This window comes from Noviherbaspirillum sp. (assembly GCF_035254685.1).
Lineage (GTDB): Bacteria > Pseudomonadota > Gammaproteobacteria > Burkholderiales > Burkholderiaceae_D > Noviherbaspirillum.
Window position 1 is genome coordinate 15822 of sequence record NZ_DATFAI010000042.1, and the last position, 26480, is coordinate 42301.

The 26480-nt window shown below is 60.5% G+C and carries 18 protein-coding genes; 9 read left to right on the forward strand and 9 right to left on the reverse strand.

Going from position 1 to position 26480, the window contains the following annotated elements:
• Positions 1 to 43 precede the first annotated feature (43 nt).
• The 3 genes from VJ698_RS19955 to VJ698_RS19965 are packed head-to-tail and all read right to left on the reverse strand — an operon-like array spanning position 44 to position 5215.
• Positions 44 to 1873: an acyl-CoA dehydrogenase gene (locus VJ698_RS19955; RefSeq protein ID WP_324104568.1), complete on the reverse strand. Its 1830-nt coding sequence runs from the start codon at positions 1871 to 1873 to the stop codon at positions 44 to 46.
• On the reverse strand, positions 1873 to 3057 hold the full coding sequence (locus VJ698_RS19960) for an acetyl-CoA C-acyltransferase (protein ID WP_324104569.1): 1185 nt from the start codon (positions 3055 to 3057) through the stop codon (positions 1873 to 1875). Before VJ698_RS19960 ends, VJ698_RS19955 begins: the two co-directional genes overlap by 1 nt.
• Before the next feature lie 43 nt (positions 3058 to 3100).
• Positions 3101 to 5215 carry a 3-hydroxyacyl-CoA dehydrogenase NAD-binding domain-containing protein gene (locus tag VJ698_RS19965; protein ID WP_324104570.1) on the reverse strand — a complete coding sequence of 705 codons (2115 nt, stop codon included), beginning with the start codon at positions 5213 to 5215 and terminating at the stop codon, positions 3101 to 3103.
• Positions 5216 to 5655: 440 nt separating this feature from the next.
• On the opposite strand from VJ698_RS19965, the gene VJ698_RS19970 reads away from it, so the two are divergent.
• Entirely contained in the window at positions 5656 to 8820 is a 3165-nt protein-coding gene (locus VJ698_RS19970; protein WP_324104571.1) for a response regulator, read from the forward strand.
• 51 nt (positions 8821 to 8871) lie between these two features.
• Here VJ698_RS19970 and VJ698_RS19975 read toward each other — a convergent pair whose 3' ends face one another.
• Both VJ698_RS19975 and VJ698_RS19980 read right to left on the reverse strand, forming a co-directional pair.
• Complete coding sequence (locus VJ698_RS19975; RefSeq protein WP_324104572.1) at positions 8872 to 9633, reverse strand: SDR family NAD(P)-dependent oxidoreductase; 762 nt, start codon at positions 9631 to 9633, stop codon at positions 8872 to 8874.
• A complete protein-coding gene (locus VJ698_RS19980; RefSeq protein WP_324104573.1) occupies positions 9630 to 10511 on the reverse strand; it encodes an AraC family transcriptional regulator in 882 nt (293 codons plus the stop codon). The genes VJ698_RS19975 and VJ698_RS19980 overlap by 4 nt, the downstream gene beginning before the upstream one ends.
• 398 nt (positions 10512 to 10909) lie before the next feature.
• Here VJ698_RS19980 and VJ698_RS19985 point away from each other — a divergent pair, with 398 nt between their 5' ends.
• Genes VJ698_RS19985 through VJ698_RS19995 form a run of 3 tightly spaced genes read left to right on the forward strand, consistent with a single transcriptional unit; the run spans position 10910 to position 14522 of the window.
• The gene (locus tag VJ698_RS19985) at positions 10910 to 12478 is read left to right on the forward strand and encodes a class I adenylate-forming enzyme family protein (RefSeq protein ID WP_324104574.1); all 1569 of its coding nucleotides are present in this window, start codon (positions 10910 to 10912) and stop codon (positions 12476 to 12478) included.
• A 23-nt stretch (positions 12479 to 12501) separates the two neighbouring features.
• The gene (locus VJ698_RS19990; RefSeq protein ID WP_324104575.1) at positions 12502 to 13758 is read left to right on the forward strand and encodes a branched-chain amino acid ABC transporter substrate-binding protein; all 1257 of its coding nucleotides are present in this window, start codon (positions 12502 to 12504) and stop codon (positions 13756 to 13758) included.
• Positions 13758 to 14522 (forward strand): crotonase/enoyl-CoA hydratase family protein, encoded by a 765-nt coding sequence (locus VJ698_RS19995; protein ID WP_324104576.1) that lies wholly within the window; start codon positions 13758 to 13760, stop codon positions 14520 to 14522. The genes VJ698_RS19990 and VJ698_RS19995 overlap by 1 nt, the downstream gene beginning before the upstream one ends.
• Before the next feature lie 162 nt (positions 14523 to 14684).
• On the opposite strand, the gene VJ698_RS20000 is transcribed toward VJ698_RS19995, so the two are convergent.
• A complete protein-coding gene (locus VJ698_RS20000; protein ID WP_324104577.1) occupies positions 14685 to 15665 on the reverse strand; it encodes an NADPH:quinone oxidoreductase family protein in 981 nt (326 codons plus the stop codon).
• Positions 15666 to 15994: 329 nt separating this feature from the next.
• Here VJ698_RS20000 and VJ698_RS20005 point away from each other — a divergent pair, with 329 nt between their 5' ends.
• From VJ698_RS20005 to VJ698_RS20020, 4 genes are all read left to right on the forward strand, one after another.
• Entirely contained in the window at positions 15995 to 16963 is a 969-nt protein-coding gene (locus VJ698_RS20005) for a nitronate monooxygenase family protein (RefSeq protein WP_324104578.1), read from the forward strand.
• 123 nt (positions 16964 to 17086) lie between these two features.
• The gene (locus VJ698_RS20010) at positions 17087 to 17287 is read left to right on the forward strand and encodes a hypothetical protein (RefSeq protein ID WP_324104579.1); all 201 of its coding nucleotides are present in this window, start codon (positions 17087 to 17089) and stop codon (positions 17285 to 17287) included.
• 242 nt (positions 17288 to 17529) lie between these two features.
• Positions 17530 to 19242, forward strand: coding sequence for a 30S ribosomal protein S12 methylthiotransferase accessory factor YcaO (ycaO, locus tag VJ698_RS20015; RefSeq protein WP_324104580.1), 1713 nt, complete (start codon positions 17530 to 17532; stop codon positions 19240 to 19242).
• 286 nt (positions 19243 to 19528) lie between these two features.
• The gene (locus VJ698_RS20020; protein WP_324104581.1) at positions 19529 to 21784 is read left to right on the forward strand and encodes a DEAD/DEAH box helicase; all 2256 of its coding nucleotides are present in this window, start codon (positions 19529 to 19531) and stop codon (positions 21782 to 21784) included.
• Positions 21785 to 22200: 416 nt separating this feature from the next.
• Here VJ698_RS20020 and VJ698_RS20025 read toward each other — a convergent pair whose 3' ends face one another.
• On the reverse strand, positions 22201 to 23484 hold the full coding sequence (locus tag VJ698_RS20025; RefSeq protein WP_324104582.1) for a sensor domain-containing phosphodiesterase: 1284 nt from the start codon (positions 23482 to 23484) through the stop codon (positions 22201 to 22203).
• A 1049-nt stretch (positions 23485 to 24533) separates the two neighbouring features.
• On the opposite strand from VJ698_RS20025, the gene VJ698_RS20030 reads away from it, so the two are divergent.
• Complete coding sequence (locus VJ698_RS20030) at positions 24534 to 24797, forward strand: MbcA/ParS/Xre antitoxin family protein (protein WP_324104583.1); 264 nt, start codon at positions 24534 to 24536, stop codon at positions 24795 to 24797.
• Between the two features lie 240 nt (positions 24798 to 25037).
• On the opposite strand, the gene VJ698_RS20035 is transcribed toward VJ698_RS20030, so the two are convergent.
• The gene (locus tag VJ698_RS20035) at positions 25038 to 26060 is read right to left on the reverse strand and encodes a phospholipase A (protein WP_324104584.1); all 1023 of its coding nucleotides are present in this window, start codon (positions 26058 to 26060) and stop codon (positions 25038 to 25040) included.
• Between the two features lie 173 nt (positions 26061 to 26233).
• On the reverse strand, positions 26234 to 26455 hold the full coding sequence (locus VJ698_RS20040) for an integrase core domain-containing protein (RefSeq protein ID WP_324104585.1): 222 nt from the start codon (positions 26453 to 26455) through the stop codon (positions 26234 to 26236).
• Positions 26456 to 26480: the final 25 nt, after the last annotated feature.

Genomic DNA, 26480 nt, shown 5'->3' on the forward strand with positions numbered 1-26480 from the left:
TCTCCTTGATTGGATAGGATCGTTTTTGTATTGAAACCTGCGTTTAGAACCAGGCGTCCTGCATCTCCAGGCAGGTCGTGTCCAGCGGGCCGAGCACGTGCAGCCAGGCCGGCACGCGCGGCATCTCCCACTGGAAGAAGTACTGGCATGCCTGCAGCTTGCCCTGGTAAAAGTCCCGCGCCTTCGCATCTGTCGTCTGCTCCAGGGCGCGCGCCGCGACGGTCGCCTGTTCCAGCCATATCCATGCCAGCACCACGTGGCCGAAGGCCTCCAGGTAGGGGCTGGCGTTGGCGAGGCGGGACGTGGCGTCCGGTACCTGGTACAGCAGTTTCGTCGTGTCACGCAGCGCAGCCCATGCGCTGGCGAGATCCGCAGTGAAGCCTGCGAGGCGACCGAACTGCGATGCGGCAGCCACGGCCTGATCGATCTTTTGCGCCAGCAGCTCCATGGACTGCCCATCATGCAGGCGCACCTTGCGCCCAAGCAGGTCGATCGCCTGGATGCCGTGCGTGCCTTCATGGATCGGATTGAGCCGGTTGTCGCGGTAAAACTGTTCGACGTTGTATTCGCGCGTGTAGCCGTAGCCGCCGTGCACCTGGATCGCAAGATTGTTCGCTTCCAGGCACCACTGCGAGGGCCAGCTTTTCGTGATCGGCGTGAGCAGGTCGAGCAGGCGTTCCGCCTCGATCCGGCTTTTCTCATCGGCGGCGGTATGCTGTTCGTCGACCAGGCGCGCGCTGTACAGCGCGAGTGCCATTCCACCCTCGGCATAGGCTTTCTGTGCGAGCAGCATGCGTCGCACGTCGGCGTGCTCGATGATGCTTACCTGCGGCTGCTCGGGCCGCTTCTCGGACGGCAAACGTCCTTGGGGGCGGCTGCGCGCGTAATCGAGCGCATGCAGATAGCCGGTATAGCCGAGTGCGGCCGCGCTCAGGCCGACGGCGATGCGCGCCTCGTTCATCATCTTGAACATGCAGGCCAGCCCAGCGCCCGGTTCGCCGATGAGATAGCCGACCGCACCGCTCTCCCCGCCGGGGCGATGCTTGCCCTCGCCGAAGTTGAGCAGGCAATTGGGCAGGCCGCGATAGCCCATCTTGTGGTTCAGACCCGCGAGCACGACGTCGTTATGTGCGCCGCGCGCACCGTTCTCCGCGACCAGGAATTTGGGCACGACGAACAGGGAAATGCCCTGCACGCCCGGCAGCAGTTTTCCATCCTTGCCCGGAATCTTCGCCAGCACCAGGTGCACAATGTTGTCGGACACTTCATGCTCGCCGCCGGAGATCCACATCTTGTTGCCGAACAGGCGGTAGCTGCCGTCGCCGCGCGGCTCGGCGCGCGTCCGAATGTCGGCGAGCGAGGAGCCGGCCTGCGGTTCCGACAGGCACATCGTGCCGAGAAAGCGGCCTTCCATCATGGGCCGCACGTAGCAGTCGATCTGCTGCGGCGTGCCGTAGGTGAGCAGCAGCTCGGCATTGGCGATGGTGAGGAAAGCATATCCGGCGGTGCTGATGTTGGCTGCCATCATCCATGCGATGCCGGCACGCTCGACCGCGCAAGGAAGCTGCATGCCGCCGAGTTCATACGGCTGCCTTGCCGCGATCAGCCCCGCCTGCGAGAACGCCTGCAAGGCAGCCTTCACTTCCGGATTGACCGTCACCCGCTCGCCGTCGAAATGCGGCTCGCTCGCATCGTTCTTCTTGTTGTGCGGTGCGAAGAAGTCGGAGGCGATCGATTCATAGGTGTCGAGCGCCGCAGCGAAAGTATCGCGCGAATGGTCGGCAAAGCGTGGCCGCTCCGACAGGCGCTGTACCTGTAGCCATTCGAAGAGCAGGAAATCGAGGTCGCGGCGCGAGAGGATCAATGCGCTCATCAGGCAACCTCGAACAGCCCCGCCGCGCCCATGCCGCCGCCGACGCACATCGCGATGACGACATACTTGACCTTGCGCCGCTTGCCTTCGATCAATGCGTGGCCGACCTGGCGCGCGCCAGTCATGCCGTAGGGATGGCCGATCGAGATGGCACCGCCGTTGACGTTGTATTTCGCCGGATCGATGCCCAGCTTGTCGCGGCAATACAGCACCTGGCAGGCGAAGGCTTCATTCAGTTCCCACAAACCGATGTCATTCACGCTCAGGCCGTGTTGCTTGAGCAGTTTCGGAATCGCGTAGATCGGGCCGATGCCCATTTCTTCCGGTTCGCAGCCCGCGACGGCCATGCCGCGATAGATGCCCAGCGGCACCAGCCCGCGGCGTTCTGCGAGACGACGATCCATGAGCACGCAGGCAGAGGCGCCGTCCGACAACTGGCTGGCATTGCCTGCGGTGACGGTGCCGCCTTCCAGCACGGGCGCCAGGTTGCGCAAGCCGTCCAGCGTGGTCTCCGGACGATTGCCTTCGTCGCGTGCGAGGACGACGTTCTTGTACGAGACTTTTTTGGTTTCCTTGTCGATCACGGCCATGGAGGTTTCAATCGGCACGATCTCGGCGTCCAGCAGGCCGGCGGCCTGCGCCTGTGCGGTGCGGCGCTGCGATTCCAGCGAATACAGATCCTGCGCCTCGCGCGTGATGCCGTATTTCTTCGAAACGAATTCCGCCGTCTGCAGCATCGGCATGTAGGCATGTGCGGACGCCGCGATCACCTTCGGATCGGCTTCCTGCGCGGTCCATTCCATGTACCTGTTCTGGACGGCGGAGATATTGTCCTGTCCGCCGGCGACCACGACCTGCATGCCGTCGAACATGACCTGCTTGGCCGCGGTGGCAATGGCCATCAGGCCGGACGAGCACTGGCGGTCCATCGTCTGGCCAGGCACGGTGTCCGGCAAGCCGGCGGCGAGGCTGGCCACACGGGCAAGATTTCCGCCTGCAGTGCCTGCGGTGAGGACGGTGCCGATCACGACGTCGTCCACTTCTTCCGGGTCGATCTCGGCGCGTGCAACCGCGTGCCGAATGGCGTGACCCATCAGGGTGGGCGACTTGATGTTGTTCAGCGAGCCGCGAAAGGCGCGGCCGATGGGTGTGCGTGCGGTAGAAACAATGACGGCTTCATTCATGTCGGTAGCTCCGGTTGGCTGGTCGGAATGGAATAGTCGGAATTTATTTGAAGGGCCAGTCGCCGAAGCGCAACTGGCGTTCACACATCGTGCTCAGCAACCCGGCCTTGCTCCAGTAGCCGTGCTGATTGCCACGCGTGCTGGCGTAGTGATCCAGGCGCTCGGCAATCTTCCTGATGCCGATGGTGTCGGCCATGTGCATCGGTCCGCCGCGATAATCGGGGAAGCCGTAGCCGTTCACCCAGACCAGGTCGATGTCGCTTGGGCGATAGGAGATGCCTTCCTCGAGAATCCTGGCGCCCTCGTTGATCAGCGGATACAGGCAGCGCTCGATGATCTCTTCGTCGGTGATGTCGGTACGACGCGCAATGCCGAACTGTTTCGCCAGTTCGATGCAGACTTTCTCCACTTCCGGATCGGTCACCGGCGTGCGCCCGTCATAGCGGTAATAGCCGGCGCCGGTCTTCTGTCCGAAGCGGCCCATGTCCATCATTTTCTGCACGACGGCACGGTAGGCCGGATCGTTGGGCAGGCCGCCCACCTTGCCGCGCTCGATCACCACCTTCGCCGCGACATCGAGGCCGGCAAGGTCGAGCATGCGGCACGGCCCCATCGGCAGGCCGAGCGACTGGATCGCCTTATCGATCTGCGCGGGGCTCGCGCCTTCCATCATCAGGAAGTCGGCTTCGCGCAGATAGGATTCGAGCATGCGGTTGCCGATGAAGCCATAGCAAACGCCGGAAACCACCGGCACCTTGCCGATCGTTTTTGCGAGCTTGACAATGGTGTTCAGCACATCGGGCGCGGTCTTGTCGCCGCGCACGATTTCCAGCAGGCGCATGACATTGGCCGGACTGAAGAAATGCATGCCGAGGAAGTTCGGTGCGCGGCCGCTTTCTTGCGCAAGGATGTTGACGTCAAGCGTGGAGGTATTGCTGGCGATGATGGCGCCCGCCTTGCACACTTCCCCAAGGCGGCGCGCGACCTGCTTCTTGATGTCAAGGTTCTCGAACACCGCTTCAATCACCAGGTCGCAATCGGCCAGGTCCTGGTAATCCAGCGAACCGGTCAGCAAGGCCATGCGCCGCGCGGGTTCATCCGGCTGCATCTTGCCCTTGGCAGCGCTGGCGTCGTAATTCTTGCGCACGATGCCCAGCCCGCGATCGAGCGCTTCTTTCGACGTCTCGACGATGACCACGGGAATATTGGCATTCGCGAAATTCATTGCGATGCCGCCGCCCATCGTGCCCGCACCGAGCACACCGACTTTTTTGATGGGATGCGTCGGCGCATCCGCCGGAACGCCGGGAATCTTGGTGGCCGCACGTTCGGCGAAGAACAGTTTGCGCATCGCGAAGGATTGCGGCGACACGCGGCACTCCTCGAAGAGACGCGCCTCGACTGCCTGCCCTTCCGTCAATGGCAGGGTGGCTGCCGCTTCGACGCACTTCACGATGCGCTGCGGCGCCGGGTAGGCGCCCTTCTTCGTGCTCGCTTCGGCGAAGGCCTTCTGGAAGAAGTCCGGATCCGTTCCCTCCATCGAGACCTTGCGTTCACCAGTGCGGCGCGGTCCTGCGCCCCTCGCGATCAGATCCTCGGCCAAGCGGATGGCTGCCGCAGTGACATCGCCTTCAACGATCTCATCGACCAGGCCAGCGGCGCGCGCCTTGCCCGCATCGATGGGCCGGCCGCTGAGCATCATGTCGAGCGCCGTCTTCGCGCCAACCAGGCGCGGCAGGCGCTGGGTTCCGTGTGAACCAGGCAGGATGCCGAGCAGGACTTCCGGCAGGCCGAGCCGCGTGGATGGCGCCGCGACGCGGTAGTGACAGGCCATTGCCAGCTCCAGTCCGCCGCCGAGCACGGTGCCGAACAACGCTGCCACGACCGGTCGCTCCAGGTTCTCGATGCGGTTGAGGGTGCTGTTGAAAGGCTCGGTGGTGAAATCTGGCTTGTCGAATTCGGAGATGTCGCCGCCGGCGACGAAGGTGCGTCCTTGCGCGCACACCACCAGCGCGCGCAGCGCGGTATCGGCTTCGAAGCTTTCCACTGCCGCTTTGATTCCCTCCACCACGCCGGGCGACAAGGCGTTTACCGGGGGATTATTGATACGAAGCACGCCGAGCGCGCCGTGACGCTCAAGGGATACAAGATCGCTCATCTCGGAAGAATCCTTCTGACTGTGGCCAATAAGGATTGCAGGTTAGCAGCGGCGAATTGGGCGGTCTTGCGTTAAGAAGCTATTTCAAGGCTTCCCGCGGGCAGCCAGGCACAAGTGAAAATTTGACTTGGATCAAGAACTCCAATACATTCGCTGGGCTTCCCATGTTGGGAAACCGCGGCGCCAGACAGCCCGCGCGACGGGCCGGCTGTCGTTTCATTTGCACGTCCGGGATTATTGAAAAAGCGGGCGAAGCGACCTAAATTGCGACTCGAAAGCGCAGGCGCGCAGCGCGGCACATAGAGGAACGTCGGCTCTGGAACGGCGCCGCGTAGTCGTGTTTCGATAAGCTGTTAAAGCGTCCCGCCATCAGTCACGATCCGGTAGCATTTCGGGCGACGGCAAGGCGAGATCCGGCATCACAAGAATAGGAGACGGCCGTGCTTCGAAGGCAAACAAGCCGATTTCTTTCGACGTGTCAGGACGACGCCAACCAGACACTGCGCATAAAGCGCTATTACATTGCGGCAGGGTCGTCCTTGCTGGTCATCGGCTTGCTGTTTGCCTGCGTCCTGCAAGGCATCCTGTCACTCGCTTCCTTCTCCCAGAGCGCAGCGCTCATTCTTTTCTCCTGCGTCCTGTTCTTCATTTTGTTCCGTTCCGGCCTGAACCAGAGGTTTGCCGATCCGAGCCTGACCCGCCTCCAGATGTGGAGCGCGACCGCTGTCATCGTCTTCACGATGTATCGCGCCGACCAGGGGCGCGCGGTATTCCTGATCGTTCTGCTGATGATTTTCCTGTTTGGCGTGCTGCGGCTGACGCGCCGCGCCCTGCTATGGCACGCGACGGGAATCCTGCTCGCTTACGGCGCGGTGATCGGGCTGCTATGGTCTTTCAAGCGGCATACTCTCGATCTGCAACTGGAACTGCTGCAATGGTTTGCGCTGGCAGCCACCCTGCCCTGGTTTGCCGCGATGGGCGGTTACCTCAGCGGCCTGCGCAACCAGCAGAAGCGGCTCAATCGGACTCTCCGCCTCCTCAGCGACTGCAATATCAGCATGTTGCATGCATCAAGCGAGCGCGATCTGTTCAATAATCTTTGCCGCATCCTGGTCGAGTCAGGCGGTTACATGATGGCGGCGGTCGATATCGCGGATCAGGGTGAAGCAAAAACTTTCCGGCGAATAGCGCAATGCCGCGGCAACGACACATGTGGATGCAGCATCGATTTGCCTCCGGAAGGATCGCAGGACATCGGGCGCACAGTGACTGAAACGGCAATCAGTAGCGGCACTACCCATGCCCGCCGCGAGTGCCCGGGAAATCCATTCGCCTCGCCCGGACGCGATGGCGTCCAGCGGCAGGATGGATGCGCCTGGGCGGCGCTGCCGCTGATCGTCGACGGTCAGACATCGGGTGCCCTTGCGCTCTGCTCCAAGAGTGCTGCGGCATTTCATCAGGACGAACTCACTCTGCTGGAAGAGCTGGCCGCGAACCTGGCCTACGGAATGCAGTCGTTGCGTGCCCGTGAAGAGCTTGTCAGGCAACGTCAGCTGCTGGAGGAACGGGTCGAACAACGCACGCAGGAAATCGCCGCGCTGAATGCCGAGCTCATTGTCAAGGCGCGGGATGCGGACATCGCCAACCGCGCCAAGAGCGCCTTCCTGGCTACGATCTCCCATGAGATACGAAATCCGCTCAATGCGGTGGTCAGCCTCGCGCAGCTGATCGGCGATTCCCGCTTGAATCCGAACCAGCGCGAATATGTCGACAATCTCCAATTGTCGGCCCAGACCTTGTCCATGCTGATTGGCGACATTCTGGACCTGTCCAGGATCGAGGCGGGCGCGCTCTGCCTTGAGCAGGCGCCGTTTTCTCTGGATGCGGTCTTGCAGCGTGTGGCGGCGGTCGTCTGCGGTGCCTTGCGCGGCAAACCGGTCGAACTGGTGTTCGACGTGGCGCCGGACATGCCCGTCACACTGACAGGCGATGCGCTGCGCCTGCAACAGATCCTGCTCAACCTGGCCGGCAACGCGGCCAAATTCACTGAGCAAGGCGAGGTGGTCGTCTCGATCCATCCACTCGCGCAAGCGGACGGACAAGTCACCGTCCAGTTCACCGTTCGCGACACCGGCATCGGCATTCCGGACGCATATCTCGACCAGATATTTGAGGCATTTTCCCAAGGCGACGCGTCGAGGGCGCGCGAGTATGGTGGCGCCGGGCTAGGGCTGGCGATCAGCGCCAGGCTGGTGGAGCTGATGGGCGGCCGCATTGCTGTCGAGAGCGTGGAGGGAAAAGGGACAAGCTTTGGTTTCAACGTGCAGCTGGGCATGCCTGAAGGCACGCCGACAACCCGGATGATGCCTGGGCCACCCGGACTGCACCTCCTGATCATTGACGATCATCTCCTGGTCGGCGACATCCTGCAGCGGGCATGCTTCGCCTTCGGTTGGCACGCTACGGTAGCCAGGTCCGCCGCCACCGGCCTGGAGAGGCTCCGGCTGAGCATGACCCAGGGCCCGCGGTACGATCTGATGCTGGTCGACTGGCATATGCCCGCGATGAATGGCATCGAGATGCTCAGGCAGGCGCAATACGTTCCTGGCATTCGCCTGCCGCCGGTGCTGCTCATGGCGAGCACGCATGAGGCAGGCAATGCCGCGGCGGCCAGCGACGGCCTTGATGTGTGCGGCGTGCTGGCAAAGCCGGTGACCGCGGCGAGCCTGGCCGACGCTGTGCGCAGCGCTTGCGGAGCCGATAGCACGACTGTGCAGCCGGTACGCCGGGCGACAGACGCCTGTCTGGCCGGCATGCGTGTGCTAGTTGCAGAAGACAATGCCATCAACCGCCGGGTCCTCGAACAGCTTCTGAGACATGCCGGCGCCGAAGTCGTCGTCGCCGCCAATGGGTTGGAAGCGGTCAACGCAATACGCGACTCCGGCCTATCCTTTGACGCGGTCCTGATGGATATTCATATGCCCGTCATGGACGGCTATGCCGCGACGCGGATCATACGGGAAGAAATCGGACGACGCGATCTGCCGATCATCGCCGTCACTGCGGATGCTCTGCCGGGCGACATCGAAAAGACCCGTCGTGTCGGCATGATGGCGCACCTCATCAAGCCCGTCGATATATCCCGCCTGCTGGCCGTCGTGACCAATGCGCGCCATCTTCCGCGGCATCCCTACGCACTGCACGAACAAGCAGGAGAGGAACGCAAGCCGCCCGCTGCGCTTCCGGTGGTCGATCTCGCCGCGGGCCTGCAAATCTTTAACGGCAACAAGAAAGACTATGCCGATCTGTTGCGGCAATTCGTCATGACTTACCGCGATACTGTCGACGAAGTGCGGCATTGCATCACGGATGCCGACCCGGCTTTGGCGAGCGAAATCCTGCATGGGATACACGGCGCAGCCCGATTTCTCCAGATTCGGCATCTTGGTTCCGTCGTGGCTTCGCTCGGCGCGGCACTTCGAGAAGAGCACGGCAGCGCCGTCATTCAATTACTGGAGGAGTTCCAGTCCGCCATGCAAGCACTGCAAGGCTTCGTCCAGCAGTTCGATGAAACGCAAATGGCAGGCGAGGCAGAGCGAACATAGGGCGCTGATATTTCTCGCTTGACGCGCCCCGCCCTTCTTGCACGCTCCTGCCTACATCCAGGTCAGCACCTGCCCGCCATCGACCGGAATCGAAGCACCGGTGATGTAACGGCTGGCATCTGACGCGAGCAGCAGCGACACGCCGTCCAGGTCTTCCGGCTTGCCGAAGCGTCGCATCGGCGTGCGCTTGACCAGGGCTTCCTCGAAACCCTTGAGCGCAGCCTGCATGTCGGTTTCGATATTGCCGGGGCAGATCGCATTGACGCGGATGCCTTTCGTGGCGAGCTCCAGCGCCATCACGTGGGTCAGGTGAATCAGTCCGGCCTTGGAGGCGCAGTAACTCGACAGATGGCCACCCGCGCGCATGCCCGCAGTGGACGCAATGTTGATGATCGCCCCGCCACCCGTCTTCACCATGCGTCGCGCGCCTTCCTGCGCGACCAGCATCGCGCCCTTGAGGTTGGTGTCGAAGATGCGGGCGATCTCACTCTCTTCCTGTTCGAGGAAGGCCTTGGTGTAAATGATCCCGGAATTGTTGTACAGAATGTCGATCGGCGTGCCTGAATGCTTTTCTGCTTCATCGAACGCGGCAGCAATGCTCGCGGTCTTGGTGACGTCGAGATAGACGCCGTGCGCGGCATGGCCATCGGCACGCAACTTCTCCACTGCTTCGGCAATGCGTTCCACGCGGCGTGCGGCGAGAACGACGCGCGCGCCGGCTTGTGCATAGAGGCCGGCGACATGCAAGCCGATGCCGCTCGACGCGCCGGTGATGAGTGCGGTTTTCCCCTTGAGGCTGAATAGTTCGTTCATGACAAGCGAAGTCCCTGGTATGGTTTTTCTGGTAAAAGTGTATGTGTTGCGGAAATCTGCTCGCTATCCGTGATGACCGCGAGGGTCCGAGAGCCGGCCATGATGTCCTTCGGCGTCAGCCCCCAGTAGCGGCGCACAGTATGACTGAAATGCGAGGAATCGGGATAGCCTGCTTCCAGCGCGATGTCCGTGAGGTTCAGGTCGGTGTTGACGTAGGCGAGGAAGCTGCGTGCCCGCTTCCATGCGCGGAAGCGGCGGAAGGTAGTGCCGACCTCCGCCTTGAACAGATGCAGGAAGCGCGAGAACGAGAGGTCCGCCTGTTCGGCGAATTGCTCGGCGCTCGACGCGTCGCGAGGATTGCACTTGATGCATTCGACGGCGGCGGTGATGCGCGGGTCAAGCCGACGCGCCACCAGTGTTTCGCCGAGCATGAACTGATCAAGCTGACTGCGGATGACGCCAGGCCGCGCGCGCCCTTCGATCAATGCGTGGAATGTCTCACGGAACCGGGCGAGCATATCGGGATGCACCGTGTCACGGTTTCCTTCCTGCAGGAATGCAGGCAGCCGATCCATGTCGATCAGCTCGGGCTCTATCATGTACATACCGATCATCCTGTCGACCGCGGCGATCTTGTGCGGCGTTTCCGGTTGCACTACCCACAGGTCCGCGCTCCGCCAGGCGCCATCTCCCAGCTGAAGATGGATCGGGTTGCCGAGAGAGACATAGATGGTGAGCGATCCGAATTCGCGGATCATCGGTCTTCCCAGCAAGCCTGCATACAGGATGCGCTCGGGTGTGATCAGCATGACCTTGCCGGGCTGGGCTTCGCCGGAGTGAGCAATCTGTTCCGTGCGTGCCGCCTTGTTTGTCTCCATCTCCATTCTCCTTGCCGGTGCCGCCCTTTCGTAGGGCGGACGGTGTCAATTTCGCAGGCGACGAGCGCCTTCGATGATGTCAATTTGTTATAACTTGCAGGTGCGTAGGAGGCCTGCAATGGAAATAGTGAAGCCTGGTGGATTATCCGGATAAAGACGTAGTGTCCCCGTCTCTATCCGGACCCACAACCAGTGTATAGAATCCATCCGGATTTGCGCCTCGTCGAAAGCGACGATTGCGCATGCGAATGCCGGTTTGATCACGCCGGTGTCGACTCGGCGCTTAGCAGGTTTTCACAAGACGTCGCGAAAGTGCTCTGCTAGCCTGATTCACCATAACCACAATGTTGCGGCAGAGGAATGCAATGGCCCGGCCGCACACAGCAAGGAGCTGACAAATGGAGACAGGCTTCGCACAGGCCGACCTGGTACGAATGGCGGCACAGCTGACGATTCCGGGGCTGTTCCGGCAGCAGGTGATGCGCCATCCGGAACGGATCGCGCTGGAAGATGGCAAGCGCTCGCTGAGCTATGGAGAACTCAACCAGCGGGTCAACCGTCTTGCCAACGCCCTCACTGCGCGTGGCGTGCGGCATGGCGACCGCATCGCCATCCTCGCCGAGAACCGCATCGAATACATTGAGCTCGAGATGGCGGTCGCCAAGCTCGGCGCGATCTTGGCGTGTCAGAACTGGCGGCAATCCGACGAGGAACTGCAGCATTGCATCCGGCTGGTATCGCCGCGCGTAGTGGTGGCCTCGGAGCGGCACGCGCCGGCGCTCGGCCGGATCGAGCACGGCGTGAAAACCGTCATCACGCTGGAACGTGACTATGAAGCGATGCTGGCCGAAGCCGCGTCGGACGAGCCGGTCGCAAGCGCGCCGCTGGATCCGGAAGACGGCCTGATCATTCTCTACACCAGCGGAACCACCGGCCTGCCCAAAGGCGCGCTCATCAGCCAGCGCGCCATGGTGGCGCGCGGCAACATCCACCGCGTGGACGGCCTGCTGAAGCCGGGCGATACCTTCATCGCCTGGGCTCCGCTGTTTCACATGGTGTCCACCGACCAGTGCTACAGCACCCTGACCACCGGCGGCAAGGTGATCGTCATGGATGGCCTGGACGTGACGCGGCTGGTGGATATCGTCAGCCGCGAAGAGATCGGGCATCTGACGCTGATTCCCGGCATGGTCGATCGGGTGATCGATGAACTCCGGCGCACCGGCATCAAGGCCAAAGGGATTCGCACGATCGGATGCATGGCCGACCTCGTGCCGCGCGACCAGATCGCGCAGGCCACGACACTGCTGCAGGCGCCCTTCCTGAATTCCTTCGGCTCGACCGAAACCGGCGTGCCTCCCGCCAGCCGCGGCGCGATTCCGATCGGCGTATTGCCGCAAAAACTTTCCAAGGAGCAGAGTTCGAACTGCATCATCCGGTTGGTCGATGAAGACGATAACGAGGTGCCCGACGGATCGCCCGGCGAACTCACCATCCGCACGCCCGCGCTGTTCAGCGGCTACTGGGGTGCGCCCGAGGCGACCGCGAAGGATTTCCGCAACGGCTGGTTCCACATGGGCGATGTGTTCGTGCGCAACGCCGACGGCACGCTGGACTATGTGGATCGCCGCAAGTACCTGATCAAGTCCGGCGGCGAAAACATTTATCCGGCCGAAATCGAGCGCGTGCTGCTGGCGCATCCGAGCATCGCCGATGCTGCCGTGGTGCGGCGCAAGGATGCGCGCTGGGGCGAAGTGCCGGTCGCGTTCATCGTGAAGGCCGATGCCGCCCTCAGCAGCGAGGAGGTGATCGAGGCCTGCCGCGGCAAGGTCGCCAACTACAAATTGCCCAAGGACGTCATTTTCATCAAGGACGAAGACGTTCCCCGCAGCACCACGGGAAAGATCAAGCGGCACGAGCTTGAGCAAGTGCTCGATGGCGCAGCAACCGGCGCAGCGTGCGCCTGATACCACTTACGAAAGGACACTCCATGTCGACCATGTCACGCCCGGTCAAGCTGGCGCTTGCCGCAGCCGCTCTCGTTTCCAGCCATGCCGCACAGGCGGAAAATATCAGGATTGCCTACATCGACCCGCTGTCAGGCGCGTTTGCCGCTACCGGCGTGAATGTGCTCAAGAGCTGGCAGATGGTGGCCGACATTGCCAATCGCGAGAAGTGGGCCGGCGACAACACCTTCGAAGTCGTCGGCTTCGACAACAAAGCCAGCCCGCAGGAAACACTGGTGGCACTCAAGAGCGCCATCGACCAGGGCTTTCACTATGTCGCCCAGGGTTTCGGCTCCGGCGCCGGCCTCGCTCTCATCGACGCCATCAACAAGCACAACGAGCGCAATCCCGGCAAGGAAGTCGTGTACCTGAACACCTCGGCCGGCGACCCCGACATGACCAACAGCAAGTGCAGCTTCTGGCACTTCCGCCTCGATGCGCATGCCGAGATGCGCATGGAAGCGCTCACCTCCTACATGCAGCCTGACAAGAACATCAAGAAGGTCTACATCATCAATCCGAACTATGCATTCGGGCAGCAGGTGCAGCGCGTCGCGCGGGAAAACCTGAAACGCAAGCGCCCCGATATCCAGATCGTCGGCGACGACCTGCATCCCTTCGGCCAGGTCAAGGACTTCACACCTTATATCGCCAAGATCGCCGCTTCCGGCGCCGATTCCGTCATCACGGGCGATGCCGGTTCGGACCTTGCACTGCTGATCAAGGCCGCCAAGGAAGCCAACCTGAACGCGAACTTCTACACATACTTCGCCAGCAGTTCGGGCGTCCCCGCCTCCATCGGCTCGGCCGGCGCCGACCGCGTGAAGGCGCTGCCGTACTGGCATCCGAACAATGAAACCTTCGCGGGCAAGGAAATCGTCGAAGCGTTCAAGAAGAAGTACAACGATGACTTCTTCTCCTCTGCGACCTATGCCGGCATCGAGTTGTTGTCCACGGCGATCAAGCAGACCAAGTCCACCAATCCGGTCAAGGTCGCCTATGCAATGGAAGGCATGAAGGTCAAGAGCCTCAACGGCGAAGTGGAAATGCGCAAGACCGACCATCAGCTGCAACAGCCGCTGTACATGGTCACGTGGGTGAAAACCAACGGCAAGGATGTGAAATTCGATGCGGAGAACACCGGCTATGGCTGGCGGACCGACCGCAAGATCGACACCTATGTCGCCACGCTGCCTACGTCCTGCCAGATGAAGCGTCCGCCTGTGCCGGGAGACCATTGATGAGCGCCGAAGTCCTCATCGATGACGCGGACGGCGTCCGGATCATTACGATCAATCGTCCGCAGGCAAAAAACGCCATCAACCTCGCCGTATGCGAAGGCATCGCCGCCGCGATGGATGAACTGGAAGCACGCGACGATCTGCGCGTGGCCATCATCACCGGGGCGGGAGGTTCGTTTTGCTCGGGCATGGACCTGAAGGCCTTCGTCCGGGGAGAGCGTCCGTTTCTCGAGGGTCGCGGCTTTGCCGGTTTCGTCGAGCGCCCGCCGGGCAAGCCCCTGATCGCCGCTGTTGAGGGCTACGCGCTGGCCGGCGGATTCGAAATCGCGCTTGCCAGCGACCTGATCGTCGCCGCCTCGAATGCGTTTTTCGGCATCCCTGAAGTCAAGCGCGGGCTGGTCGCCGCTGCCGGCGGCCTGATGCGTCTTCCGCGCCAGCTGCCGCAGCGCATCGCGATGGAACTCGCGCTCACCGGCAACATGTTCCCGGCACGGCGCGCGTTCGAACTCGGCCTCGTCAACCGGCTCACTGAAGCCAATGGGGCGATCGACGAAGCGCGCCGGCTGGCAGCAGAGATCGTTGCCAACGGCCCGCTGGCAGTAGCGGCAAGCAAGCGCATCATCCAGGAGTCGGCGGACTGGCCTGTCAAGGAACTGTTTGCGCGCCAGGCGCCGCTGGCGGACCCTGTCCTCGCCTCCACCGACGCGCAGGAGGGGGCTACGGCATTTGCGGAAAAGCGGCCGCCTCGCTGGCAGGGAAAATAAGGGAATGGCGTTCGGTCAAACATCTTGACCCAAGAACGTCATCCCTGCGAAGGCGGGTACCCAAAGGGAGCCGGATGCAGTGGTGGCAAGGGCGCAGGCGGGTGTCGCTTTGCTCAACCCACCCTGCGCCCTTTATTCATCCCCACTTGCCTGGACAATCTCCTACTCATCCACGGTAATGACCAGCTTGCCAGTCACCTTGCGTTCCAGCATGGCATGCATCGCATCCGCAACCTGGGTGTAGGGATACTGCATCGAGATGTGCGGACGGATATGCCCGTCGCGATACCACTTGCCCAGCTCCTCCACTGATGCGGCAAATTCCTCGTGCGCACGCGGCACCCATGCGCCCCAGTGCACGCCGATGATGTCACGTTCCATCAGCAGGGCGAGATTGAGCGCGATCTTCGGAATGTCGCCAGCAGCAAAGCCGACCACGAGCAGGCGACCACGCCACGCCGATGACCTCAGCGCGGCTTCCGTATAGGTACCGCCGACGGCGTCGTAAATCACATCAACGCCCTTGCCGTCGGTGATTTCCTTGATGCGGGCGCGCATGTCCTCGGAACTGTAATTGATCGTGGCATCGGCGCCATGGCCGCGGCAGAGTTCCAGTTTCTCGTCGCTGGACGCACAGGCAATCACCTTCAGGCCAAGCTGCTTGCCGATCTCTACCGCAGCAAGGCCGACGCCGCCCGCCGCGCCGAGCACCAGCAGGCTCTCACCCGGCGTGGTGCGGGCGCGGTTGCGCAACGCATGATGCGATGTCCCATAGGTCATGAGAAACGAAGCGGCAGTCTTGAAATCCATGCCCTCGGGGATCGGCACCATACGCTCCACCGGCGCGATGCATTCCTGCGCAAACGCGCCGTAGGGCACCACGCCCAGCACCCGGTCGCCGGCCTTCAGGTGATGGACGCCCTCGCCCACTTCCTTGACGACGCCAGCGAGTTCGCAGCCCGGCGTGAAGGGCAATGGCGGCTTGATCTGGTACTTGTTCTGGATGATGAGCGTGTCCGGAAAATTCAGGCTGGCCGCCTTCACCGACACGACGATCTGCCCTGCGCCCGGCTTCGGCGAGGGAATGTCCTCGATGGCGAGCGACTCCGGCGGACCATACTCCTTGCATAGCACTGCTTTCATGTACCAGCCTTTCTGATGTGAATGATGAGGAAATGTTTCGGATGGCGTTGTGCCGGCAAGTTCGCGGGGCGTGACTGGCGAGAGCAACTGCCAATTCAGCACGCGATGTTTTCTGTCGTACCACTCCAGAGCGTATCCGTAGTTACGAGGCTGAACATCGTCGAAATCGACGATTTGCAAGAATGACGGCAAGTCATGCGTGAACGACGGAGTCGTCGCATCGGACGACGCGAGCCAACGCATGCTGCCCGAAAATTCATGGCAAGATAATCCCCCGAACGCGCAGGCAAGCAGCTTGACCTGCATCAAGAGCCAGAACAGGAGCATTCATGAAAACACGCGTCACGGAAATGCTGGGCATCCGCTACCCGATCATCCAGGGTGGCATGCAATGGGTCGGCACGGCGGAGCTTGCCTCGGCGGTGTCGAATGCGGGCGGCCTTGGCATACTGACCGCGCTCACGCAGCCGACGCCGGAAGCGCTCACGCAGGAAATCAGGCGCTGCCGCGACATGACGGACAAACCTTTCGGTGTCAACCTGACCATCCTGCCCTCGGTCACGCCACCGCCCTACGCGGAATATGTTGCCGCCATCATCGATAGCGGCATCAGGATCGTTGAAACTGCCGGCAACAGCCCGAAGGATTTCATCCAGAGCTTCAAATCCAACGGTGTCAGGATCGTGCACAAGTGCACGACGGTGCGACATGCCTTGTCGGCCGAGCGCAATGGCGTGGACATCGTCAGCATCGATGGCTTCGAATGTGCGGGGCATCCCGGTGAAGATGACGTCGGCGGACTGGTGCTGATCCCGGCTGCAGCCAAGGCACTGAAGATTCCGGTGATTGCATCCGGCGGCATCGGCGATGGCCGCGGCATGGCCGCTGCGCTCGTGCTTGGCGCGGAAGGCGTGAACATGGGCACCCGCTTTTGCGTGACAAAGGAAGCGCCCTTGCATGACAACATCAAGCAGGCGCTGGTCAAGGCAACCGAACGCGAAACGACCCTGATCTTCCGCACGCTGCACAACACGGGCCGGGTGCTGAAAACTCCTGTTTCCGAGCAGGTTGTGGCGATGGAGCGGCGTCCGGGAGGATGCACTTTCGAGGACATTCGGCCGCTGGTTGCCGGGCAGCGCGGACGGCTTGCGCTGGAAACGGGCGATATGGATGCAGGCCTGGTCTGGGCCGGGGAAGTCATTGGCTTGATTGATGATGTGCCATCTTGCGCGGAGTTGATCGAGAGGATGGTGGCGGATTGTCGTGAAAGGCTGCGGGTGGCCTCTTCGTGTTTCTGATTGCAAGAGCCCTCAAAGCCTTCAAAAACCGGGGGCAATTCCGTCCTGTGCATGAAATGGGTTCTACAATAGCCCTCTGCCGCGCACTGCGCGGCAGATCTCATCAACAGACAGGACACCCACATGGCCAGGAAAGAAAAGCTCGACCCGGAAACCGCCGCATTGATCCAGTGGTGTACCGAGGTGGAAGGCTTCCTTGTTGCCGGCGGCGCAACGCTGGCGCAGGCGCAAGAACACATTGAAGAACAGGTCGAGTGGTTCACCGACATGTTCTACGAAGGATTGACTCCGGAAGAAGCGGCCAAGGCCGCGTTGAATGATTGACCACGAGTGCCGGCGCGAGATATTGCGGAATTGACAATGAAAGACGGCTGATCGCGCGGTCAATAGAGAAATAGACGCCCTTCCCGCCTGCCGCGGCCCGCATGCCGGAGTTTGTCTTTGTCGCCATGGGCAGACCCGTGTATGCTTCGCCTGCGCGCCGACATCCGCCCGACGATTTCCTCAGTCCCGCAGCAGTGCAGCGCCCGTTCCTCCCCTGATTACGTCCCAACCAAGAAATCGAAATGAAATCCGAAAGCTTCATCCCCGGCAAAGATGCCTCCCTTGAATCGACCATTGAAACCATGCAGAAGAAGCTGGCGGCGCGCGGCTTCCGGCTCAATGAATCATCCTGGCTGAATGAAGTCGAGGGCATCTGGTCGGTCCACATGAAGGACAACGATTGTCCGATGCTTTTTTCGAATGGCAAGGGAGCGTCCCAACTGGCGGCGCGCGCCAGCGCCTATGGCGAGTTCTTTGAGCGCCTGAGCACGCATTATTTCTGGACCCATTTCTATCTAGGCGAAACGCGCGCCAACCGCCCGTTTGTCCACTATCCCCAAGAGCGCTGGTTTGTTCCGGCTGCGGACGGCAAGTGGCCGTCCGACATGCTCAATGCGGAACTTCATGCCTTCTACAATCCGGACGGCGAAATCAGCGCCGAGGTGCTGGTCGACCTTAACTCCGGCAATGTCGAGCGCGGCATCTGCACGCTGCCCTATACGCGCCTGCGCGACGGCGCGCAGACCTTCATCCCGGTCAACATCATCGGCAACCTGTATGTCAGCAACGGCATGGCGGCGGGCAACACGATGATGGAAGCGCGCACCCAGGCCTTGTCCGAGATCTTTGAGCGGCACGTCAAGTACCGCGTCATCAGCGAAGGGCTGTGCCTGCCGGACGTGCCCGAGGAAGTCATTGCGCGTTATCCGAACATCCGCAACGGCATCGCCGGCCTGCGCAAGGCGGGCTTCGGCATTCTGGTGAAGGACGCATCGCTCGGCGGCCGCTATCCGGTCATGAACGTGACCCTGCTGCACCCGAAGGACCAGGGCGTGTTCTCCAGCTACGGTGCGCATCCGCGCTTCGAGATCGCACTGGAGCGGGCAATGACCGAGTTGCTGCAGGGACGGGCGCTTGATACGCTGGAAGGCTTTGCCGAACCGAGCTTCGATATGAACGAGGTGAATGCTGTCGCCAATCTGGAAATCCACTTTGTCGACTCCAGCGGCGTGATCAGCTGGGATTTCCTGCGCGATACGCCGGACTTCCCGTTCGCCGACTGGAATTTCAGCAATACCACGGAAGAAGACTATCACTGGCTGGTCGACTGCATCCACGGCGAAGGCCGGGACATCTACCTGTCCGATTTCACCGAACAAGGCGCCTACACCTGCCGCATCCTGGTGCCCGGCATGTCCGAGATCTATCCGGTGGAAGACTTGGAGTGGGAAAACAACAGCGTCGGCAATGCATTGCGCCCGAAGCTGCTGCGACTGTCCGAACTGGACGAGGAAGCGTGCGCGGGCCTGCTGACCGACCTGCAGACCATGAATCTGAACGATGAACGTCCGCTGTGGGAAATCCTCGGCCTTGCGATTCCGGTCGGCACGCCATGGAAACAATTGCGGGTGGGCGAGCTGAAAACGCTGCTGGCGCTCGCCATCGGCGACGAGGATGCCATCCGCGAAGGCTGCGACTGGATCCACCACTTCAACGACCTTCCCCCGGCGCGCCGCCTCGTGTACCGCTGCATCGAGAACATGCTGAACATGGATGACGTGGAAAATTACCGCCGCGCCATGGTGCTGCTGTATGGAGCGGAAGCCGTTCGGCAGGCCGAGGCGCTGCTCGACCGCAGCGAGCGTTTCTTCGGGCTGGACGACCTGCAGCCTGACATGCAAGGCAGTGCCATGCATGACACCTTGCTGGCCGCCTACGACAAGCTGTTTGCCTGAACCCCAGGCGCCCGCCTGAGCGCCTGTCGAGGAATTGGTCACATGTTTTTCTCGGTCATGGCGGGCGCACTGCGGCGTTGTTCGCTGCTTGCATTGCCCGAGCTGCAAGCAGCGGACGCCTTGCATTGCATCCCGCTACCCCGACAAAACGCACAATTTGTTCCTTGGCAGGCCCTGACCTGATGCTCTGTGAAAAGGTGGCGCATCGACGTCGCGCGCCAGGGCGGAGTAGACTGGATGGCAATCCCTTTGCCTGCTGCAATTCGTACCTGCCCTGAAAGACGCCATGTCCGATACGACCTCCCCGCTGTTTGCCGACCTGAAGCTGAATGCGTCCCTGCTGCGCGTGCTGCAGGAACTCGGCTACGAATCCCCTTCGCCGATCCAGGCCGCCACGATTCCGATCTTGCTGGAAGGCAGGGACGTGCTCGGCCAGGCGCAGACCGGCACCGGCAAGACGGCGGCCTTTGCGCTGCCCATCCTTGCCCGTCTGGACATCAGCCCGGGCGCGCCGCAAGCCCTGGTGCTGGCGCCGACGCGCGAGCTGGCGATCCAGGTCGCCGAAGCGTTCCAGCGGTATGCCACGTATATCCCCGGTTTCCATGTGCTCCCGATTTACGGCGGACAAAGTTATGGTCCGCAGCTGAGCGCCCTGCGGCGCGGCGTGCATGTGATCGTGGGAACGCCCGGCCGCGTGATCGACCATATCGAAAAGAATTCGCTTGATCTGTCACAGCTGAAGACGCTGGTGCTCGACGAGGCGGACGAGATGCTGCGCATGGGGTTCATCGACGATGTCGAGACCATCCTGCAGAGAACGCCGGAATCGCGCCAGACCGCATTGTTCTCCGCGACGATGCCATCAGCAATCCGCCGCATCGCCCAGACTTACCTGCGCAATCCTGCCGAGGTCACCATCGCAGCCAGGACCGGGACTGCGGAGAACATCCGCCAGCGCTACTGGCTGGTGAGCGGCATGCACAAGCTCGATGCACTCACGCGCATCCTGGAAGCCGAGCCATTCGATGGCATGATCATTTTTGCGCGCACCAAGCTGGGCACGGAAGAGCTGGCAACCAAGCTGCAGGCGCGCGGCTTCGCGGCGGCGCCGATCAACGGCGACATGGCTCAGCAGCAGCGTGAACGCACCATCCAGATGCTGAAAGACGGCAAGATCGACATCCTGGTGGCGACCGATGTCGCTGCGCGCGGGCTGGACGTCGAGCGCATCAGCCACGTGATCAACTACGACGTGCCGTACGACCCGGAGAGCTATACCCATCGTATCGGCCGCACCGGGCGCGCGGGGCGCAGCGGCGAGGCGATCCTGTTCATCGCGCCGCGCGAGCGCAACCTGCTCAAGGCCATCGAGCGTGCGACGCGGCAGCCGGTGGCTCCGCTTGCACTGCCGACGATCGAGGCGGTGAACGATGTGCGCATCGCCCGCTTCAAGGATCAGATCAGCGAGATGCTCGCTGCAGGCGGCCTGGAAGAATTCCAGTCGCTGATTGAAGACTATGAGCGCGAAAAGAATGTCCCGGCGATCGAGATCGCCGCGGCGCTGGCGAAACTGGCTCGTGGCGACGTGCCGCTGTTGCTCGATGCAGGCCGGCCGGAGGATCATCGTGCGTCCGGAGGATATGTCGAGCGTGCCGGGCGCACTGAGCGCACTGAGCACGACCATCGCGGTGCTGAAAGACGCGACAGATCGGAGCGCCGCGAATCAGGCGGGCGAGAGGCATTCCCGAAGAAGGAGCGCATCGAGCGAGCGCCCGAAGCAGGCATGCAAACCTTCCGCATTGAGGTCGGCCACGCGCACGGCGTCAAGCCGGGCAACATTGTCGGCGCCATCGCCAACGAAGCGGGACTGGAGTCGAAGTACATCGGCCGTATTGAAATCTACGATGACTACAGCACACTGGATTTACCCGCCAGCATGCCGGACGATCTTCTCCTGCATCTCAAGAAGGTGTGGGTCGCCGGCCGCCAATTGCAGATCAGCCGTGAGGGTGAACCAGCAGCGGCTGACAAGAACGCCGACAGGAAGACGCGCCCGTTCGCAGCTGAACACGCTGCCATGCGAGACGAGTCGCCGGGACGCGCAGGCCGCACGGAGCCGTCCAAGGTCAAGGAAGGCGCCGCCCAAAGAACCGCGCACGGAGCTCACCCTGCAACGGCCGGCATGCAGACCTACCGCATCGAGGTCGGCCATGTGCACGGAGTGAAGCCGGCCAATATCGTTGGCGCGATCGCCAACGAAGCGGGCCTCGATGCGAAACACATCGGCCGCATCGATATCCACGACGACTACAGCCTGCTTGATCTCCCGGAGGGAATGCCCAAGGAATTGTTCAGGCAACTGAAGAGCGTCTCCGTGGCCGGGCAAAAGCTTCGCATCAGCCACGCGCCGACACACTCGCATGGCGACTCGAGCTTCACTGGAAAGAGAACCACATCGTCGGTACGCGGATCAGTTACTGGCCGCATGGAGAAGGCGCCCAGGCCAAAAGCCAAACCGCATCGCAAGGGCACGAAGCCGTGATGACGCGGGGCGGCATCATGTCGCAAGCGTACCGAAATCCGGATGCGCGACACGGGGTGTGCCGCCATAGTCATGTCGAATCTCAGCGCCACTGTCCCGTCAAGGCGGGCACTGCTGTGGCCCCCGTTTCAGCAGTGTCCGCTTGAGATTTCGCGACTCCGCAGTCAGGAGTCGATGCACGGACCTTTACCGTGAGCTTGGGGATCGCAGTGATTGCGAACGGTGCCAGAGTTCTGCGACTGGATGCCACAGTTGTTCCGACTGAGCTGCTGAGGCGCAGAAACTGATGAAAAACGAAGGGCCAGCCTGGCGGATTGGCCCTTCGTAGTTACAAGAGGAGAATGATCAAGCATATAGACGCCGATCGGGTAAGCACAACTTCATCGAAAGCCAATCTCAGGAAATGTCGCCGAGCCTTATTTGCAAAGCAGCAAAGCTTCGTTGATAGGCATCGGTCTCCCCAGCAGATACCCTTGAGCGTTATTGATGCCAAGCGCTCTAAGCACATTAAGTTCGGAGGCAGTTTCAACGCCTTCAGCCACGATCTTGATCCCGGTTTCTTCCGAAAAGCGGGTAAGGGCTGCTGCGAGCGCACGCCGTGACCTGTCACTGTCAATGTTACGCGTCAGGCTAATATCGAGCTTGATGATGTCTGGGACCAGATTCAATATATGCCGGAAACTTGCATACCCGGCACCCGCATCATCCACAGCAATCCGCATGCCGTTATTCCTTAATGGGTAGATCGCGGCGGCAATGTCTTCGTATCGATCAATCAGGGCATGCTCGGTGACTTCCAGCACGAGTCGATTGAGCGGCATATCCTCGAATGCACTTGTGATTGCGCCACTCAGAATACTTTCGGGAGAGGCGTTGACGGAAATGTACACCTCATCTGGAAGGTATTTCAGGCCATGTAGTGCTGTCCGAATCGCTTTCGTTTCCAACGCGGCACCAAGCCCGACTTTGCCCGCCTCGTTAAACCAGACATCGGGTGAACGCAATGGAATGGTGGCAAAGCGGGAAAGAGATTCGAAGCCGACGATCCTGTTATCGGCCACGTGGTAGATCGGCTGGTAGACAATGGAAAGATGTTCGCCTTCGAGAACGGATTTGATTCTTTGTTCAATTTGCAGGCCTTCCTCGCGTGCGAGGATATCCTGTTCGATTTGTCTGCCGGCGAGATCCGCGAATGCTCGCATGACGCTCAGATCACGTTCAGTGAGTGTCTGATCGGGGGCGTGGCTGAAACAACAGAATGTGCCATAGATGCGCCCGGTCGAAAGCTTTATCGGAATGCTTAGATGAGCGCCGACAGGCATTGCCGTCGTAGCCGGTAGTTCCATGGCGGCCGGATGCATGACTGCGTCTCGTATCAATTCCGGCAATCTGCCATCCAATACGCGTTGGCAATATGATTCTTCGAGCGGGTCGCCGCCACCTACCTTCACGGGATGGTCGACATGGGGTGTGTCCACGCATCGGAAAATGCGCTTTCCATTTGCGAACTCGGAAAGAAACGCGACATCCATGCCCAAGTGCTGACGAACCGCGCGCAGAATGTCTTGGAGCGTATCGTCGGCTGATCTCTTGGAGGCGATGTCGGACGCAACAACGAATGGCGACAGGACCGTGGGAGTAGACGTTCTTTCCATTACATTGGCACTCTTCGCAACAATGATCTGTTCAGTATAGGACAAACATTAACTATGAGTAACGTTTGCTCCATTGTCATTACGAAATCATCACTCTTGCACTGAATTTGCAGCATAACGCCACCCAAAGCAGCCATTCGGCAAGTCCGAAAGTTAATGTCCAGCGCCTGTCATGAGTGGCAGGCAACGGCTTGTTGGCAACAGTTCGAGCGACACTTGTGAAATACCTCTGAACACAACTTCTTCCGTACATCCATACCTATTTTTCCAAGTCCCAATGCTTTCGGATGAAGTAGGCATCCGAAAGCCACGTCGCCAATCCCAGGCCGCTCTCCCGGGAAGACGATTATTGGGTGCGGAGGTTTTCAGGAGCATATCGCCTCCTCCATGATCTAAGGGCGCGTGCTATAGCCTCGTATGAGCAAATACCCGCCCAAAGTGCTGCCGTGCTGGCGCTAAGCGCCTTTCTAAGGTACGTCCTCTTGATGGAAGGATTAGAGCGCAGCATTTACTTTCCGATGAGCCCAATCGGCCTTCCCTTCGGTCCATGAACAACACCGTTTACTTTGCGAACCTCGTATTCGGTATGACCAACTTCGTTGTCGTACCCGTAGGAGACTTCTTCATAGAGCGCGACGCGACAAGATATCAATCCGCATGGAGCTTGGCTTTTGAAAGACCGGCCGTTTTAACAAGAAACATTAAAAAAGCTGTGAACGAGGGCAGCCGAACTAAGCCCGAAATCAAGACATGCTGCCACGGGGAAACTGTTAAAGAAATACCAAAAATATGGGATTCGGCTACGCCGGCTTATGGCCGGTGTTGGCTGAGGAACCGCATGTACAGAGTGGCCGTTATCGCACGGCTTCCCGAGTCGGATAACGAGCACATCATCTTAGCTTCGTGGGCACAAGCGGTCAGAAGTCGGATTGTGTCCACGGCCGACCCGTGGCCCTATGCTGCGACTCAAGACAAGCGGGTATGATTGCCGCAAATTAGTATGAATGCACGATAAACATAAATGTGCTTACCACTTTCGCGAACTGGGTAGGCATGCAAGCGTTCTTGAATCTCTGCATTGAGAGAGGTAAATCATGTCTAAAGACGGACAGCTTTCTTCGGAAGGAATTGAAGCGCTCCGTATGTGCTTTCAAAAGCAATCGCGTAAAGCGCAGGCTTATTACACGATCATGCACCGTGCACGGAGATTTACAGGAAACGATGACGCTGCCAGTGCGTGGATGAATGAGCCATTACCTAGCTTCGATGGTAAGACTCCCGCGCAGCTGGTTAGCGATGGTCGTGAGGACGATGTACTTGATTACATTGATTCACTGATTCTTGGAACTTCTGGATAAAGCCCGGCGCTTTAACTATGACCGTCTGGGAGCTGAACCATTGCGGTCGATGTCAGGGTGTTGCATACAGGCCCGATGCGGCCGGAAGCGGTCGTTTCCTGCTAATCAAAGAGGAAGCCGATCCAGAGGACCCGGGTGGTGTCATCGCCTGCCTGCCAAACTTATGCGATGCACGAGATGTATCTATCAGGGATCGACCTGGCGCACGTTCCGTCTTGGTCATCACGCTCCGTAGCAGTGTCAGTACGTGACCAATATACCGACTCCGACGACTCTTTGGTATGCGTTATAGTCGATGAGGGTGTAGCCGTATCCGGAGAAATACTGGATATAGCCTTTGAGCCGAGTGCTAACGGGGTATGCCCAGCCGACTTGCGCAGCTCCTTTTTTAGTGTTGAAGTTATAGCGCGTCAGCAGCGAGAATTCATGCCCCTGCCGGCGATAGTTTGCTACTAAATCTCCGTGCCCCATATAGTCCACAATTCGTGGGTTATCGTCGTTGTTCGCATCCTCATTAATGCGCTTCCAGGCACGGGCCAGCAACTGGAAATCGCCGCGTTCCAGGCCGGCCTGGACGTAAGTGCGGTTCCAGCTGCGCGACAGGGTGGACCCGCCGCCGTTTGACTGGTGGACCAGGCTCAGATTCACAAAGCGCAGCTTGAACCCGAGGAGATCGACATTGACCGGGAAAACCGCCATGACTTCCGGCTCGTAATTCGTTTCCCGGAAAGGGCTTGACGCCTCGCGGTTACCTGCCTGCCAAAAGCTGCGCTGCGTATAGCCGAACCAGATATCCAGCGGCAGGTTGCCCGGATTCTCGGCCAGTTTCAGCTTGAATCCCAATTGGAACGCCAGTTCGCTATGCGCCAGTTCGGCATTGGGATCAAGCTGTCGGAAAGGCCGGTACGGTGACTCGTTCGGATGCGTGGTGTAGGTCGCGATCAGATAGTTGTCCTGATGCGGCCTAAAGTGAAAGACGCCGCGCTTGTTGGCGGCGTCCAGTTCCCAGTGTTCGGCCATGCGGCTTGGAGAGGTTTCACTTTTCATGCCGACCTGTTGATCGTCGGCGGCCAAATTTTTCTCTGCCGCTCCTGTAACGGGCACGGCCTGCCTGCGCGCAATGCTGTCGTAGCAGGCGAGGCGTGATGCGTCGTCGGCAATTGTCGTGCATTCCTGAATCGTCGCCGGCAAGGATTGCGCAATGCCATCGCCGCAGACAATCAGCATGGCCATCGCCGCGGCACTGACAGATTTTTTCTTCACCAGTTTTTCTCCGGGTCAGACCGCTAACTTGCTTATGTATTTGGATTTCAGAGATTGGAATGACCGCGTTGTTCCCGCACTCATCTTTGGCTCGTAGCAGTTTCCTTCAATCCTCCACCCAATGAACGGTACAGGTCGACTGGTTTTGCCCCTGTATACCCGTACCACCGGCATTAGATATTTAAAGCCTGTTTCCCTCGAAACGTCCGTGGCGGCAGATACTTCAATGCGCTGTACAGATGCCTCGTATTGTAATGTTCAAACCAGCCATGCAGTTGCCATATGACTGCCCTGGCGTCCGGGCGCAGTGCCAGACTGGCATAGTCGCGCTTGATGGTCTTCACGAAGCTCTCGGCCATGCCGTTACTCTGCGGGCTATGAAGTGGCGTTGTCACCGGCTTGAGTCCCAGGGCACGGGCA